Source organism: Kitasatospora sp. NPDC088160, assembly GCF_044741445.1.
Classification (GTDB): Bacteria; Actinomycetota; Actinomycetes; order Streptomycetales; family Streptomycetaceae; genus Kitasatospora.
This window is the reverse complement of record NZ_JBIUSS010000043.1, coordinates 37,173-51,598: the sequence shown is the minus strand read 5'-3', so window position 1 is coordinate 51,598 and position 14,426 is coordinate 37,173. Positions and strand designations below refer to the sequence as shown.

Genomic DNA, 14,426 nt, shown 5'->3' with positions numbered 1-14,426 from the left:
GGTACTGCAGGGGGGACCCTGTGGGAGAGTAGGACGCCGCCGAACAATCATTCACAGAGAACCCCCATCCGGGAAACCGGATGGGGGTTCTTTGCATTTGTGGAGATGTGGCCTGGTGGCCGGCTCCTCTCCGATGGGCAGCGACACGGGGGCGGGGCGCGCGGTGGGTGGGGCGCAGGGCGGGCAGGGCCTGCCATGTCGAATGTGTGTTCGTGTGGGCGCGTCGGAGTGGGGGGATGGGGGAAGAACAGGGGGAGAGGTCGCCTCTCGGATGCCGTGGAGGACCGATGCGCCGGAACGGACGGGTGGCGGATGCCCTGCTCGCGTCGCTGAGCCGGGACTGGGCGGGAGTGCCGGTCGCGGTGCTGGTGGTGGGTGTGGGGGTCGGGCTGGTCGGGGGCGGTGCGGGATGGCTGGTGGCACTCGGGTGCTTAGTGGTGACTGTGGGTGTGGTATTGGCGGTCGGCGCGGTGCGGCATCTGGTGCTGGTCGGCCGGGGCGCGGGGGCGGGCGGGGCGCCGGGGCGGCTGGTCGGGGTGGGCGGACGCCGGATGCACGTCCTCGCCGAGGGGGTTGCCGGGGATGGGCCGACGGTGGTCTGGATGCCGGGCGGGCACGCGCCGGGCGAGGAGTTCGGGCAGTTGCACGCGATGATGGCGGCCCGGACCCGCTCGGTGCTGGTCGACCGGTTCGGCTCGGGCTGGAGTGACGTCGGGCCCTTCCCGAGGACGACGGCGGCCGAGGCGGAGGAGCTGGTGGCCGCGCTGGAGGCGGCGGGGGAGCGGGCCCCATACGTGTTCGTCGGCCATTCCTTCGGCGGGCTGCTGGTCGCGAATGCCGCCAGGCGGCGGCCGGACGTGGTGGCCGGACTCGTGCTGCTGGATCCGACGCCCCTGGAGGTCATCGCCTTCGCGCCGCCCAATCGGCTGGTCGCGGGCATGCGCCGGGAGTTCCTGCTGACGGCGGTGCGGCACCTGTTCGGTGTTCACCGGGGCCGGGGCCGGGGCCGGGACAGTCGGACCGGCCAGTACTGCGCCGCCGCGTCGATCTTCGCGGAGCTCTCGCCCGTCGGCCTGGCGGAGGTGGGCTGGGAGACCGTGGTCTACGACGGGGACCTCGGCGACCTGCCGCTGGTGCTGGTCATACCCCGCGACCTCACGGGCGGGGAGACGGTGCTGGCCGCCGCCGGGGACGCCGCCGAGGCCGAGCGGATGGCGCGCTTCTACCTCGGGGCCCGGACCCGCTACCTGGCGGCGTCGACCGCGTCCCGGGTGGTGCACACGCCGACGGGAACCGGCCATGACTTCCCGACCGAGGAGCCCGGGTTCGTGGTCGGGGTGGTCTCGGATCTGGTGAGCGAACTGCGCACCCTCAGCCCATGACCGTGCGGGCGGAGCCGGTCCGGACGGGGCGGCGGCGGGAGAACGCGCCCAGGTCCACGACGTTGCCGGTGTGCTCGCAGCGGTAGCGGACCGGGTCGCCGTCATGGTCGTGGCCGGCCTCGACCAGGTCGATCAGGGTCGCGAGGTAGCGGCCCACCAGCGGTGCGTTCTTGAACTGGTTGCCGCTCGTGCCCATGGCGACGTAGTAGCCGTCGAGGGCGGTGCGGTCGTAGATCGGGGTCCAGTCGTCGGCGACGTCGTACACGCCCGCGACGCCGACGGGCCGGCTGGGGACCGTGATCCCGGGGAAGCGGCGGGCCGCGCGGGTCACCTGGGTCCGGAAGCGGTGGGCGGTGGGGCGCGGGTCGGCCTCGTCCGGGTCGTCGATCCACTCCGGTGGGTCGCAGGCCGGCTGGGTGCCGCCGATGAGCAGGCGGCCCCCGGCAACCGGGCGCAGGTAGGTGCCGAGGTCGAGGTCGGCGACGACCGGAACCGGCCCGGGGCGGGCGGTGGGGCCGCTGGTGAGGCGGGTGGTGGAGCTGTCGGGCGCGGCGATCTGGTGGACCTCCTCGCGCAGGGGGCGTACACCGATGGTGAAGTCGCTGCCGACACCCGCCAGCCGGTTGAGGCCTCCCGACCACGGGCCGGCGGCGTTGACCACGACCGGCGCGGCGATCCGGGCCCCGTCGGCCAGATGGAGGCCTGCCACGCGGTCCGCGTGCCGGTCGACGGCCACCACGGTGCGGTGGAACAGGAAGCGCGCACCCAGCTCGCCCGCCGCGTCGGCGAGGTTCTGGGCCGCGAGCTGCGGGTCGTCGACGAACCCGGCGTCCGGGGTGAACAGGGCACCGAGCTCACCGGCCGGGCCGTCGAAGAAGGCGTCGTCGTCCACGGGCTTCGGCGGCCAGTACCGCCCGGCGTCGATCCCGGGCAGGCGCCCGCGCAGGGTCGCGGTGTCCCACCGTTCGTACGGGACGCCGGCCAGGTCGAACAGGGCCGCGGTGTCGGCGGGTTCGGGGAAGGGCGCGTCGAGCAGCACGGCGCCGGTGCGGCGGAAGGCCGCGAGCGGGCGGCGGTCGGTGGTGAGCCCGAGGTGCTCGGGCCAGGACGCCCACAGGTGGAGGGACTCCCAGGCCGTGGCGACGCCGTCGAAGGTGGAGTAGTTGAACCGGACGATCGCGCTGGACGCGCCGGTCGATCCGTGGCCGGCCGCGCCGGCCTTGTCCACCACGACCACCTGCCGTCCGGTGCGGGCGAGTTCGAGGGCGACGGCGGTGCCGATCACCCCGGCCCCGACCACCACCGCGTCGGGTCGGTCGACGGTCATCGGGACCTCCGGGAGGGCGGTGGGCCGGACAGGCGGGGGACGGCGGCGAGGAGCTCGCGCGTGTAGGGGTGCTGCGGGTCGCGCAGGAGGGCGTCGGTGGGGCCCGTTTCGACGATCCGGCCGCGCTGCATCACCGCCACCGTATCGGAGACGTAGCAGACCGCGGGCAGGTTGTGGCCGATGAACAGCATGGACAGGCCGAGCCGTTGCCGGAGTTCGCGGATCGTGTTGAGGACGGACGCCTGTACCGAGACGTCGAGTGCCGAGGTGATCTCGTCGGCGATCAGGAGTCCGGGTCCGACGGCCAGGGCGCGGGCGACGGCGACCCGTTGGCGCTGGCCGCCGGACAGCTGCCGGGGCAGGCGGCCGGCGAGCCGGGGGTCCAGTCCGACGAGGTCGAGCAGCGCGGCGACGCGCTCGGTACGGGCGTGCCGGTCGAGCCACTGGAAGACGGTGGCGGCCTCGACGAGGGTCTGGCGGACGGTCATCCGGGGGTCGAGCGCGGTGTCCGGGTCCTGGAGGACGATCTGGACCAGGCGGCCGAGCCGGCGCCGGGCACGGACGGTACGGACCCGGACGTCCTGGTCGTCGACGAGGACCCGGCCCCCGTGCACGGGGGCGAGCCCGACGATCGCGCGGGCCAGGGTCGACTTCCCCGAGCCGGACTCGCCGACGAGCCCGAGCGTGGTGCCGGCCGGGACCTCCAGTGAGACGCGGTCCACGGCGGTGACGGGGCCGCGCGGGCCGTGGTGGCGGACGGTGAGGTCGCAGAGCCGCAGGCTGGTCATGACGGGTCCGCCTCCACCTGATGTTCCGTATGTTCCGTCGCCCGGTCCGTCTCTGCCGGCGCCGGCGGGGGGTACCAGCAGGCGACCCGCTGGAGCGCGTCGACGTCGTCCAGCTGCGGAGCCTCCCGGGCGCAGCGGTCCTGCCGGCACGGGCAGCGGGGCTCGAACGGGCAGCCCGGGGCGGGTGCGATCGGGTCGGGCGGCGCGCCCGCCACGGTGGGCAGCGGCCGGTCGCGGTCCGCGGTGAGGTCCGGTACCGAGGCGACCAGGGCCCGGGTGTAGGGGTGCCGGGCGGCGGTGGCGAGCCGGTCGGCGGGGAGGGTTTCGACGACGGAGCCCGCGTACATCACCAGGACGCGTTCGCAGAATCCGCTCACGAGCGCGATGTCGTGGCTGATGAACAGGACGGCGGCGGAGGTGTCCCGCCGCAGGTCGGAGAGCAGTTCGGTGATCTGCCGCTGCACGGTGGTGTCGAGGGCGGTCGTCGGTTCGTCCGCGATGATCAGGCCGGGCCGCATCATCAGGCCGGCGGCGATCATCACGCGCTGGCGCTGGCCGCCGGAGAGCTGGTGGGGGCGTGACCGTAGCAGGGCGGGGGGCAGGGCCACCCGTTGCAGGGCGTCCGCGGCATCGCGCAGGGCCTGGGTGCGGCTCGTGCCGAGATGGGTGCGGGGTGCCTCGGTGAGCTGGGTGGCGATCCGGAGTGACGGGTTGAGTGCCGTGGCCGGGTTCTGGAAGACCATCGCCAGGCCGGTCGCGAGGTGCTGGTCGCGCTGCTTCGGCGTCATGGCGTCCAGGTCGGCGCCGAGCAGCCGGAGGGTGCGGTGGGAGACCCGGGCACGTTCGGGGAGCAGGGCGGCGATCGCGAGCGCGGTGAGCGACTTGCCGGAGCCGGACTCGCCGACGAGTCCGACGATCTCGCCCGGCCGCAGGGAGAGGCTCACCCCGCGGACCGGCCGGATCACACCGTCCGGGGTGGGGAGTTCGACGCTCAGCTCCTCGACCTGGAGGACGAGGCCGTCCTCGGCGGGCCCGCTCGGCCCACCCGGCCCGCTCGGCGCACTCGGCCCACCCGGCGCGATCCGTCGCCGGGGCGTACGGTCCGTACGGTCCGCCGGGTTGCGCCGGGCGGCGCCTCCGGCCAGGACCTCGCCGAGCAGTTGGAACGTCACCGCCGCGTAGAGGATGGCCAGGCCGGGGGCGAGGGCGGGCAGCGGCTGTGCGTAGATCCGGTCGAGCCCCTGGTTGAGCAGTTGCCCCCAGTCGTAGCCGGGCGGTTGGACGCCCAGGCCGAGGAAGCTCAGCCCGGAGAGCGCGACCAGGGAGGTGCCCGCCGCCGTGGTCGCGCTCAGCAGCAGCGGTTCGGCGATGTTGGGCAGGACGTGCCGCCACAGCAGCCGGTGCCGGCGCAGGCCGAGGACCCGGGCGGAGGCCAGGTGGTCGGTGCCCGCGACGGCGGCGGCGAGGGTCTGGGCGAGCCGGGCGAAGCCGGGTACACCGGCGACGGCGAGGGCGAGCATCGCCCCGGCCGCGCCCGCGCCGAACACGACCGCGAGGAAGAGCGCGACCAGGAGCGCGGGGAAGGCGAGCAGGAGGTTGATCAGTGCCGCGAGCAGGCGGCGGGCGCGGGGGCCGACGACGGCGGTGGACGCGCCGAGGAGGATGCCCGTGCTCGCGCCGATCGCGGTCGCGGCCAGCGCGAGCAGCAGGGAGGGCCGGGTGGCGGTCAGGACCCGGGCGAGCAGGTCCCGTCCGAGGTTGTCGGTGCCGAAGGGGTGGGCAGTGGAGGGGCCTTGGAGCACCGCCGAGGGGTCGGGCAGGTCGGCCGCCGCGCCCCAGACGAGCGGGCCCGCCAGCGCGAGCACGATCAGAGAGGCCAGCATGGCGGTGGCGGCCCAGGCCATGGGCGAGCGGAGGTACCTGGTGGGAAGGGGCATCGGCACCTCAGCTCTCCCGGATCGTCGAGCGCGGGTCGAGCAGCGCCAGCAGCACGTCGACCAGGAGCGCGGCGAGCAGGACGGTCGTGCCCAGGATCAGGACCATCGCCTGGATCACCGGGTAGTCCTGCGAGCTCACGGACTGCGCCAGGGCCGAACCGATGCCGGGCCAGGCGAAGACCTTCTCCACCAGCACGGTGCCGGCGATCAGGGCGGGCAGCAGGCCTCCGGCGACGGTGAGCGCGGCGGTGGCCATGTTCGGCGCCGCGTGCCGTAGGTAACGGCGTAGCGGTGACAGCCGCTTTCCGCGGGCGGTGCGCAGGTAGTCCTCGGACAGCACCTTCAGCGCCTCCACCCGGACGATGCGCACCAGGACGGCGGTGGGCGCCACGGAGAGCGCGAGGACCGGCAGGACGAAGGACCCGGCGCCCGCCGTGCCGGCCACCGGCAGCAGTTGGAGGCCGACGGCCAGCAGCGCGGTGAGCCCGGCGGCCAGGACGAAGTCGGGGATCCCGGCCAGGCCGGCGGTGAGCGTGGTGAACGCCAGTTCGCTGCGCGGATGCCGGCCGTCCCGGGTGCGGACGGCGGCGAGCAGGCCGCCGGGCAGGGCGACGGCCAGGGTGACGAGGAAGGCCAGGCCGGCGATCTCCAGGGTGGCCGGCAGCCGGGTGCGGACGAGCTCCGCGACCGGTGTCGAGGTGACCAGCGAGGTGCCGAGGTCGCCGTGCACGAGGCCGTCGACATAGTGCCGGTACTGGGCCAGGAAGGGTTCGTCGAGCCCGAGTTGGTGCCGGCGTGCGGCCACCAGGGCGGGGGAGGCGTCGACGCCGAGCGCCGCGCGGACCGGGTCTCCGGGCACCAGGCGGATCATCGCGAACGATGCGGTGAGCACGACCCCGAGCGAGAGGAGCAGCCGGGCGGTGCGCCGGCCGAGGAACGCCGTCCACGGGTGCCGTAGGAGACGGGGCATGAGGTGCCGCGGCAGATGCGGCAGATGCGGCAGAGGCGGCGAACGGCGGGGTACGGTCACGCGGGTTCCCCCGGTCATCGGTGCAGGCGGATGCTGGTGGGGACGAGCTGGCCGCCGAAGGTGGTGGCGAAGGTGGTGCTGCGCCCGTACACGCTGCTCCGGCCGTCGGCGATCGGCAGGGCGTCGGCCGATCGGAAGAGGGCGGCGGCGGCCCGGTTCCAGGTGGCGCAGCCTTCGGTGTCCGGTTCCCGGAGGGCCTGGGCGACCAGGGCGTCGTATTCGGGGTTGGCCACGCCCGCGAAGTTGAGGCCCTGGGCGGGGGGCGGGCCGGAGAAGAAGGGGATGAAGCCGACGGGCAGGGCGAAGCCGGGGGAGGTGCCGACCACGACGTCGAAGTCGCCGGTCTGGTACATGGCGTTGACGAGCGCGGGCAGGCTCTCGGTGACCAGCTTGACGTCCGCGCCCAGCACCGTCCAGGTCCGGGCCATCAGCTCGGCGACGGGTGACAGCGTGGGGCCGAGGTCGGGGCTGGTGATCAGGCGCAGCCGGAGCGGCTTGCCGTCCTTGGTCAGCCGGCCGTCCGGGCCACGGGTCCAGCCGGCGGCGCGCAGTGCCTCGGTGGCGTCCTGCGCGGGCAGGTTCGCGGCCGCGAGGTCGGCGTGGCAGACGGCGCCCTCGGCGCCGAAGTCGGTGGCGGGCGTGCCGGTGCCGCCGACGGCGACGTTGGCGAGGCCCTGGCGGTCGAGCGCGGACACCAGGGCCCGGCGCAGGGCCGGTTCGGCCAGCGGCCGGCCGGGGCGCTGGTTGAAGAAGGTCATCCCGACGACGGTCGCCACGTCGGTGGTGGACAGGCCGTGGCCGGTGAGCCGGGTGCGGTCCGGCCCGTTCACGTCCGCGATGTCGACGCCCCCGGTGAGCAGCAGGTTCGCGGTGGTGGAGGCCTGGGGCACCACCGAGATGACGAGGCGGGCCGGCAGGCCGGGCTCCGCGGTGGTCGCGCCGGCCGGGCCCCAGGTGTAGCCCTCGCGGACGGTGAACTCGTACGGCCCGCCCGGGGTGTAGTGGGTCAGCACGTACGGTCCGGTGCCCCGGGTGGAGCGGTCCAGCGTCCGGGGCCGGTCGAGGCCGGCGGGGCAGACGATCGGCAGCAGGCCGATGGTGCGGGTGAGGAACGGGAAGGGGGTGGTGGTGGTCGCCGTCACGGTGCCGGTCGCGTCGTCGGCGCTCGCGGTGTACGGGACGCTGGGCAGGACGGTCTGGGCGCCGGCGAGCTGGTTGGCCGGGTCTCCGGCGTAGGTGAGTGCGCGGGCGACCGCCGTGGCGGTGAGGGGGGTGCCGTCGGAGCAGGTGATCCCCGGGCGGAGGGTGAAGACGGCCGTGGTGGTGGTGGCCTCCCAGGAGGAGGCCAGGCCGGAGACCAGGGTGGCGTCGGCGGAGACGTTGACCAGCGAGTCGTAGGCGTAGCGGGCCTGGGCCGCGCCGAAGGCCGTGTACGGGTCGAAGCTCGGCGTCTCGCTGGACGCGGCGATCCGGACGGTCCCGTGTTCGGCGAGCGGGGTGCTCGTCGAGGGACGGGCCGCGCCCCCGCAGCCGGCCACCGCGACGGTCAGTGCGGCGGCCAGGACGGTGGCGGCGGCCGTCCGGAAGGGCGGCGGGGTACGACGGGGCATGGCCGTCATGGTGCCACCGAGTTCCGCCACTGGCGAGTCAACTCGCTTGCCCGGTAAGAGTGTTCGAATGTGGCACGGTGGTCGGGGTCAGGCGTGCCGGAGGCAGAGGGTGCCCCACTGGAAGCCCGCGCCGATCCCGGACAGGACGTAGGTGTCGCCCGGTCGCAGGCCGCCCGCGGCGACGGTGGAGTGGAGTGCGGTGAACAGGCCGGCCGATCCGGTGTTGCCGAGCCGGTCGACGGTGACGGGGACGCGGTCCTGAGGGACGCCCATGGCCTTCACGGTTTCGGTGAGGAGGTTCAGGTTGGCCTGGTGCAGGAAGAAGTGCCGGATCTCGTCGAGCGGCACGCCGGCCTGCCGGGCGGCGCTGGTGATGCTCTCGGGCAGGCGGGTGGTGGCGGTGTTCCAGACGGAGCGGCCGTCCATGCGCAGGTAGTGGGCGCCGGCGGCCAGGGTGGCCGCGCTGGTGGGCAGCCGGGAGCCGCCGGCCGGGACCTGGACGTCGTAGGAGAGCTGGGAACCCAGGTCGTAGGAGAGCAGGCCCGCGCCCGCGGTCTCGGAGCGGGTGAGCACGACGGCGGCCGCGGCGTCGCCGAAGAAGACGCCGGTGGTGCGGTCCGTGGGGTCGGTGATCCTGGAGGCGCAGTCGGCGGCGAGGACCAGGATGGTGGTGATGGAAGGGTTCTGGAGGAGGTGGGCGGCGATCAGTACGGCCTGGACGCCGGATGCGCAGGCCGCCTGGGTGACGTCCAGGGACAGGGCTCGGTGGGCGCCCAGGGCGTCCTTGACGATCAGCGCGGTGGAGGGCAGGGGCTGGTCCCAGGTGTAGGTGGCGACGATCACCGCGTCCAACTGGGCGGGGGCGGTGCCCGCCGCGTCCAGGGCCTGGTGCGCGGCGTCGACGCACATGTCGGAGGTGGCCAGGTCCGGGGCCAGGCGGCGGCGTTCACGGATGCCGGTGCGGCTGGTGATCCATGCGTCGCTGGTGTCGAGGGAGCGGGTCAGTTGCTCGTTGGTGACGACGGTCGGGGGCAGGTGCACCCCGGTCCCCGCGACGGCGAACGGGGCGGGTAACCCCGCGCCGGTGTGGTGGTGCAGGGGCTTGTCCTGGGTGACGGTCATGCGACGGTGCTCCGCTCGGGCGCGATCAGGACCTCCGGGGCGGTGTGGCGGCGGCCGGAGGCGCAGGGGTCGCCGAGCACGCTACGGCGGGCGGTCCGGGGGGTGAGGGCGCCGCGATCCCGGGAACCGGCTGCGGCGCACGCACAGCCGACCCTCCCGGCGCGCCGACCGGGGACAAGTAAGCTCATCAGAACGTCCGTGCGCACGGTGACATCCCGGGGCTCCGGTTGATGCGGTCGCCTTCCGCACGGGCCGGGGGCGAAACCAGCCGCCTCATCCGTTCGGGGGATACCGAGGCCGCTGTTTCGGGCGACCGGGCAGGGCGGCAGGCCCGGCACCGCCACACTGGCCGCATGAGCGCGAGGACGAACGAGCCGGGCCGGGCGGCGAGCCATCTGGCGGACCGCTACTGGGAGTTCCTGCTGGAGCGCGATCCACTGCTGAGAGTCCGCCAGGGGCTCCCGGTCGAGACGCTCCCCGGAGCGTCGCCCGCCGAGGCCGAGGAGCGGGCGCGGTTCGCCGAGGAGGTGCTGGCCCGGGTGCGGGCGCTCGACGGCGCGGAGCTGTCCGGTACCGATGCCGACACCGTCGGATTCCTCGCGGGGTTGGCCGAGCAGGAGGTGCGCGCCCACCGCTGCTACTGGCTGACGCCCGCGGCCACGCCGTACCGGCTGTTCCCGCTGTCGCAGTACGTCGACGTGGTCCTGCGGGGCCACCGGTTCGGCGAACCAGCGGACGCCGAACGGTACTTGGTGCTGGTACGCGAGCTGGCCCGGGTGGTCGGCTCGATCGGTGACAAGGCGGCGGGGCAGGCCGCGCGCGGCTTCCGGGTGCCCGCTCCGGCCCTGCCCGGGGTGCGCGCCACCCTCGCGGGCCTGCGGGCGTCGGTGGCGGAGCGCGTGGAGGTGGACGAGGCCCGGCTCGGTGAGTTCGGGCCGGCCGAGCGCGGACGGGTCCGGAGCGGCGTGCGGCGGCTGGTGGAAGCCGAGTTGCTGCCGGCCTTCGACGGCCTGCTCGCCGTCCTCGACGACCCGGGCTACCTGCGCGAGGCGCCGCGGGCCGTCGGCTGGGCCCGGTACGAAGGCGGGGAGGAGGCGTACCGGGAGTTCGTCCGGATCCACAGCGGGGGCGACACGCCGCCCGAGCGGCTCCACGAGCTCGGCCGGGAGCAGTGCCGGGAGCTCGCCGAGCGGATGCGGGAGGCCCGAGCCGCCCTCGGATTCCACGGCCCGGAGGGGGAGTTCCACGAGCGGCTGCGCACCGAGCCCCGGCTCTACGCGCGGACTCCCGAGGAGGTCGAGGCCCGCTACCGCGGCTACCTCGACCGGCTCGCCCCGCTGTTGCCGCGCTGGTTCGCGGTGCTGCCGGCCGCGCCGTACGGACTGGCGCGGCTGGATCCGGCGCTGGAGGCGGGGATGACCTTCGGGTACTACGAGCTGCCCACTCCGGCCGCCCCGATCGGGCGCTACCGCTACAACGGTTCCGGTCTGGAAGGGCGCTCGCTGATCGGCGCGGCCTCCCTGATCCACCACGAGCTGGCCCCCGGGCACCACTTCCACCTCGCCCGGCAGGCCGAGAACCGCGTGCTGCCGCAACTGCGTCGTGAGGTGGCCGAGTTCGGCGCCTTCAACGAGGGCTGGGCCGAGTACGCGGCGGGCCTCGGCTGGGAGATGGGCCTCTACGACGACCCCTGGGACGCCTACGGGCGCCTTGCGCAGGAGCGATTCACCGCGCAGCGCCTCGTCGTGGACACCGGGCTCAACCTCGGGACGATGAGCCTGGAGCAGGCCCGGGACTTCATGCGCGCCAACTCCACCGAGGCGGACGGCCAGATCGCCTCGGACCTGCTGCGGTACTCGACGGACCTGCCCGGGCAGGCGCTGTCCTACCGTGCGGGCTACCTGGAGTTCGTTCGGTTGCGGGCCCGGGCGGAGGCCGAGAAGGGGGCCGGTTTCGAGGTGCGGACCTTCCACGAGGCCGTGCTGGGTGGTGGCGGGCTGCCGTTCCCCGTGTTGCGCCGACGGGTGGAACGAGGGGCCCAGGACGGGACCTGATATTTAAATAGGATAATTGGCTTATTTGGTGAGTATGCATATTCCAACCCGTGGAGGCGGATTGGATTTAAAGCACTCGCACGGGTGAATTCCGCCAAGGACGTTTGCTCTCGGTGGACCTGGCTCGACTACGGTGGCCAGAGAGCGGGCGGTGGACCCCAGAGGAATTTTCGGCCCAGCAGGGAATCCGGCACGGGAACGAAGAATTTCGGACATGGGTGCTTCCGTCCGCCCTGTTGTGTGTGCTCCGGAGTTCGCAGTGCCCCCGGGGTCCCCTGTCATCCGTCTGCGTAGAGAGGTTGGAGCATCATGCCGCCCGTAGTACCGCCCTTCCTGATCGGCCTCATCGTCGCGCCGCTGGCCAAGCGGCTCCTCAAGCCGCTGGTCCGTGGCGTCGTCAAGACGTCCGTCGGCATCGCCATGGAGGTGAAGAAGGCGGCCCATGAGGCCGGAGAGGGAATCCACGACCTCGCGGCCGAGGTGGCCGCCGACATGGTGGCCGCGCAGATCACCTCCGACGAGCACCACCGGGCCGCCGAGGGCCCCGTCCCGCACAAGGAGAAGACCGAGCCCGTCCACCGGGTCGAGCACGAGTCGAGGGCCCCGAAGATCCGCGCGACCGCGACCGTCGGCGCCGGCAAGACTCCCTGACGCTCCGCCCCGCGGACCGATCAGTCGCTCGGGCGCATGTTTCGACCGGTCTCGGAAGATGTGCCCGAGCAGCTACCGCCGCCCTGTCGGCCGTATCGCTTTCCCCTTCAGACTTTCCATTTGTCGCGGTGCTCCGTCATGCCCAATGACGGTCCATCCGTGACCTCCGCAAACAGGTGATCGTACACATGCCATCTCTGCTGGCCGCAGCAGCCGGGAACCTTCCCGTGGATTCGGACGTGCGCCCGCGCTCGGTCATCCCGGGGCGCCAGCGCTGGGACGTCAAGCCGGTCCTCGGACGGCCCCGGACGGCCGAGATCCTCGCCGCCGCCCTGCGGCGCGTCCCCGGGATCACCGAGGCACAGGCGAGTCCGGTCACCGGTGGAGTCCTCGTCCGGCACGACGCACGGGTGCGCGCCGCGGACGTCGGCCGGATCGTCCGCAGGGCCGTCGCCCTGGTCGCGCAGGGGCCGACCGGGACGGTGAGTCCGGCGTCGGCGCGGCCCGCCGCACCGGCCCCGCGCCCGGACCGCGGCCTCGTCGTGCGACCGGTCCTCGCCGTCGGCGGCGGGGTTGCGGCCGGCGTCGCGCTGATCCGGGGGTCGGCGCTGAGCAGGCAACTGGTGGCACTCGGCGGGGTCGCGACCGCGACCGTGGCCGTCCTTCGGAAGGCCTGGCGCGGAACGGCCGACACGGCCGGCGAGCCGGCCGGGACCGGAACCGAACGCCACCGCCTGCTGGAGGTCGTCGGACCGCACCGCCGCCGCCTCTTCCGCGCCTCCGCGCTCTCGGTCGCCTGCCAGGTCTCGGAGATGGCGCTCGCCACCTTCCTCGGCTGGACGGCTCTGGTCCTCATCAAGGGCGAGGCCGCGCCGTTGGTCCGCATCGGTCTGACCACCGCGTCCGCCCAACTCTGGGGCCTGGCAGGGCTGGTGGCCGTCGCTTGTGCCGCCGTCGCGGGCCTCTCCTACTCCTCGAACCTCCAGTGGCGCCGACTCGGCCAGGACATCGAGCACGACTGGCGGAGCCGCACGTACGACCACGTCCAGCACCTCGAACTGCGGCACCTGGAAGGCGAACGGACCACCCGGATCGCCGGCGTGCTCACCGACGACGTCCGCCAGCTGGGCGCCTTCTTCACCACCTCGGCCAACGACGTGCTCCAGCTGGGCACCAGCCTGGCCATCCTGGTGCCGGTGTTCCTCCTGCTGGCACCGCAGATCGCCTGGATCGCGTTCCTGCCCATCCCGGTCATCGCCTGGCTGTCGCTCCGCTACCAGGAGAAGGTCACGGCCGACTACGCCGTCTCCGGTGAGAACCGGGCCAGGTTGCACAGCCAACTGGTCAACAGCCTGGAGGCCGGCGCCACCGTCAAGAGCTTCTGCACCGAGGACTACGAGGCCGAGCGCATCGACCGGCTGAGCGCGGCGGCCCAGGAGAGCAACGAGCGGACCGACCGGAGCACGATCCGCCACGTCGAGACCGTCCGGGTCTGCACGACCAGCTCGATGGCCGGCACCCTGCTGATCGGCGGCCGGTCGGTGCTCAACGGCAGCCTGCCGTTCGAGGTGTTCAGCCCGCTGATCGGGCTGCCCCAGATGGTGCTGCTGCGCATGAACCGACTCGGCGGCATCGTCGACCAGTACCAGCGCACGCTCGCCGCCTACGACCGGGTCCACCACCTGCGGGCCCTGCCCGTCGAGGCCGAGGGCACCGGCGGACCGCTCGACACCGGGAAGGTGCGGGGCGAGATCGTCCTCGACGACGTGACCTTCGCCTACCCCGGCCGCCCGCCGGTGCTGGAGGACCTCTCGCTGACCATTCCCGCAGGCCAGGTCACCGCCCTCGTCGGCGCCACCGGCTCCGGCAAGACGACCGTCGCCAAGCTGCTGATGCGCTTCCAGGACGCGGAGTCCGGTGCCGTGCTGCTCGACGGGCGCGACGTGCGCGACCTGCCGCGCCGGGACCTGCGGGACGCGGTCGGGTTCGTCGCCCAGGACCCGTTCCTCTTCGACGGCAGCATCGCCGACAACATCCGCTACGGCAGCTTCGGCGCCTCGGACGAGGCCGTGGTCAAGGCGGCCATGATGGCCGAGGCGCACGCCTTCGTCGCGACGCTGCCGGACGGCTACGACACCCTGATCGGCGAACGCGGCGCCGCGCTCTCGGGCGGCCAGCGGCAGCGGATCGCCCTGGCGCGGGCGATCCTCAAGGACGCGCCGGTCGTGATCCTCGACGAGGCCACCTCCGCCGTGGACAACGAGACCGAGGCCGCCATCCAGCGCACGCTCCGGAGGTTCGCCGCCGAGCGGACCATGGTCGTGATCGCCCACCGGCTCTCCACCGTCCGCCACGCCGACCGGATCTACGTCATGGACAAGGGCGGCGTCGTGGCCGAACAGGGCACCCACGACGAACTCCTCGCCCAGCACGGACTCTACGCATCCCTCTGGCAGCTCCAGGCCGGCGAACTCGCCGCCTGACCGCAGCAGCCGCGCCACCTGAGCACCCACCGCGTGACGTCA

At 73.7% G+C, this 14,426-nt stretch carries 10 protein-coding genes; 4 read left to right on the top strand and 6 right to left on the bottom strand.

The features are described from left to right. Positions 1 to 287 precede the first annotated feature (287 nt). Positions 288 to 1,382, top strand: coding sequence for an alpha/beta fold hydrolase (locus ACIOGZ_RS40390; RefSeq protein ID WP_400989601.1), 1,095 nt, complete (start codon positions 288 to 290; stop codon positions 1,380 to 1,382). On the opposite strand, the gene ACIOGZ_RS40385 is transcribed toward ACIOGZ_RS40390, so the two are convergent. The 6 genes from ACIOGZ_RS40385 to ACIOGZ_RS40360 form a co-directional block, all read right to left on the bottom strand. Beyond that, on the bottom strand, positions 1,372 to 2,709 hold the full coding sequence (locus ACIOGZ_RS40385; protein WP_400989600.1) for an NAD(P)/FAD-dependent oxidoreductase: 1,338 nt from the start codon (positions 2,707 to 2,709) through the stop codon (positions 1,372 to 1,374). The genes ACIOGZ_RS40390 and ACIOGZ_RS40385 overlap by 11 nt on opposite strands. Continuing rightward, the gene (locus tag ACIOGZ_RS40380) at positions 2,706 to 3,497 is read right to left on the bottom strand and encodes an ATP-binding cassette domain-containing protein (RefSeq protein WP_363587275.1); all 792 of its coding nucleotides are present in this window, start codon (positions 3,495 to 3,497) and stop codon (positions 2,706 to 2,708) included. Before ACIOGZ_RS40380 ends, ACIOGZ_RS40385 begins: the two co-directional genes overlap by 4 nt. Continuing rightward, a complete protein-coding gene (locus ACIOGZ_RS40375; protein ID WP_400989603.1) occupies positions 3,494 to 5,401 on the bottom strand; it encodes a dipeptide/oligopeptide/nickel ABC transporter permease/ATP-binding protein in 1,908 nt (635 codons plus the stop codon). Before ACIOGZ_RS40375 ends, ACIOGZ_RS40380 begins: the two co-directional genes overlap by 4 nt. Before the next feature lie 40 nt (positions 5,402 to 5,441). Next, on the bottom strand, positions 5,442 to 6,404 hold the full coding sequence (locus ACIOGZ_RS40370) for an ABC transporter permease (protein WP_363587273.1): 963 nt from the start codon (positions 6,402 to 6,404) through the stop codon (positions 5,442 to 5,444). A 74-nt stretch (positions 6,405 to 6,478) separates the two neighbouring features. After that, entirely contained in the window at positions 6,479 to 8,074 is a 1,596-nt protein-coding gene (locus tag ACIOGZ_RS40365; RefSeq protein WP_400989598.1) for an ABC transporter substrate-binding protein, read from the bottom strand. Between the two features lie 87 nt (positions 8,075 to 8,161). Beyond that, complete coding sequence (locus ACIOGZ_RS40360; protein ID WP_400989595.1) at positions 8,162 to 9,196, bottom strand: 3-oxoacyl-ACP synthase III family protein; 1,035 nt, start codon at positions 9,194 to 9,196, stop codon at positions 8,162 to 8,164. 353 nt (positions 9,197 to 9,549) lie between these two features. Between ACIOGZ_RS40360 and ACIOGZ_RS40355 the strand changes: the two genes are divergently transcribed. The 3 genes from ACIOGZ_RS40355 (at position 9,550) to ACIOGZ_RS40345 (ending at position 14,384) form a co-directional block, all read left to right on the top strand. Further along, the gene (locus ACIOGZ_RS40355; RefSeq protein WP_363632679.1) at positions 9,550 to 11,250 is read left to right on the top strand and encodes a DUF885 domain-containing protein; all 1,701 of its coding nucleotides are present in this window, start codon (positions 9,550 to 9,552) and stop codon (positions 11,248 to 11,250) included. A 309-nt stretch (positions 11,251 to 11,559) separates the two neighbouring features. After that, positions 11,560 to 11,901, top strand: coding sequence for a DUF5132 domain-containing protein (locus ACIOGZ_RS40350; RefSeq protein WP_363625554.1), 342 nt, complete (start codon positions 11,560 to 11,562; stop codon positions 11,899 to 11,901). A 188-nt stretch (positions 11,902 to 12,089) separates the two neighbouring features. Continuing rightward, positions 12,090 to 14,384 (top strand): ATP-binding cassette domain-containing protein, encoded by a 2,295-nt coding sequence (locus ACIOGZ_RS40345; RefSeq protein WP_400989593.1) that lies wholly within the window; start codon positions 12,090 to 12,092, stop codon positions 14,382 to 14,384. The last annotated feature ends 42 nt before the right edge of the window (positions 14,385 to 14,426 follow it).

What these genes read in the sequence shown, in the direction of transcription:
- ACIOGZ_RS40390 (WP_400989601.1), top strand. Translation starts at nt 288, where the DNA reads ATGCGCCGGAACGGACGGGTGGCGGATGCCCTGCTCGCGTCGCTGAGC.
- ACIOGZ_RS40385 (WP_400989600.1), bottom strand. Translation starts at nt 2,709, where the DNA reads ATGACCGTCGACCGACCCGACGCGGTGGTGGTCGGGGCCGGGGTGATC.
- ACIOGZ_RS40380 (WP_363587275.1), bottom strand. Translation starts at nt 3,497, where the DNA reads ATGACCAGCCTGCGGCTCTGCGACCTCACCGTCCGCCACCACGGCCCG.
- ACIOGZ_RS40375 (WP_400989603.1), bottom strand. Translation starts at nt 5,401, where the DNA reads ATGGCCTGGGCCGCCACCGCCATGCTGGCCTCTCTGATCGTGCTCGCG.
- ACIOGZ_RS40370 (WP_363587273.1), bottom strand. Translation starts at nt 6,404, where the DNA reads ATGCCCCGTCTCCTACGGCACCCGTGGACGGCGTTCCTCGGCCGGCGC.
- ACIOGZ_RS40365 (WP_400989598.1), bottom strand. Translation starts at nt 8,074, where the DNA reads ATGCCCCGTCGTACCCCGCCGCCCTTCCGGACGGCCGCCGCCACCGTC.
- ACIOGZ_RS40360 (WP_400989595.1), bottom strand. Translation starts at nt 9,196, where the DNA reads ATGACCGTCACCCAGGACAAGCCCCTGCACCACCACACCGGCGCGGGG.
- ACIOGZ_RS40355 (WP_363632679.1), top strand. Translation starts at nt 9,550, where the DNA reads ATGAGCGCGAGGACGAACGAGCCGGGCCGGGCGGCGAGCCATCTGGCG.
- ACIOGZ_RS40350 (WP_363625554.1), top strand. Translation starts at nt 11,560, where the DNA reads ATGCCGCCCGTAGTACCGCCCTTCCTGATCGGCCTCATCGTCGCGCCG.
- ACIOGZ_RS40345 (WP_400989593.1), top strand. Translation starts at nt 12,090, where the DNA reads ATGCCATCTCTGCTGGCCGCAGCAGCCGGGAACCTTCCCGTGGATTCG.